A 661-nucleotide genomic window follows, 5' to 3' on the forward strand; every position below is an offset into this window, starting at 1 on the left:
CCTCCCATCCTCGACATCCATCGCGAAGGACACCGGCTCATGACAATCGACATCGTCTTCTCGGACGCGACATGCCCGCCGCGATGGCCGCCGACTCGCCCCCGCTCGACCCGCCGGGCGTCCGCTCCAGGTCCCAGGGGTTGTTCGAGCGACCGGAGAGCAGGTTGTCGCTCTCGATCCAGTAGGAGAATTCCGGCAGGTTGGTCTTGGCCAGCAGGATCGCCCCGGCGGCCTTGAGGCGGGCGACGCTCGTGGCATCCGTGGCGGGGATGCGGCCCCTGAAGATCGGCGAACCGCGCTGGGTCGGGACGCCGGCGGTGTCGATCGAATCCTTCACGGTGAACGGCACCCCGTGCAGGGGCCCGATCTCACCGCCGGCCAGGATCGCGGCCTCGGCCGCGCGGGCGCCGTCGAGCGCATCCTCCGCCACGGTGACGATGGCGTTGACCTTGGGATCGACGGCCGCGATGCGGTCGAGATGGGCCTGCATGACCTCCACGGGCGAGACCTGGCGGGTGCGGATCAGCGCGGCGAGCTGTGTCGCGTCCGAGAAGACGATGTCGATTGTCATGAGCCGGTGTCCTTCGCGATGGATGTCGAGGATGGGAGGCGCCTGCCGCGGCGCGGGCCTCTGCCGGGCCGGGGCGCATCGCCCCGGGGC

The 661-nt window shown here is 70.5% G+C and carries 1 pseudogene; it reads right to left on the reverse strand.

The window, feature by feature from the left end:
- Positions 1 to 67 precede the first annotated feature (67 nt).
- Positions 68 to 571, reverse strand: a pseudogene (locus FV228_RS31845) (amidase); the annotation flags it as partial.
- Between the last annotated feature and the right edge of the window lie 90 nt (positions 572 to 661).

The organism is Methylobacterium sp. WL18, from assembly GCF_008040015.1.
GTDB classification, from domain to species: domain Bacteria; phylum Pseudomonadota; class Alphaproteobacteria; order Rhizobiales; family Beijerinckiaceae; genus Methylobacterium; species Methylobacterium mesophilicum.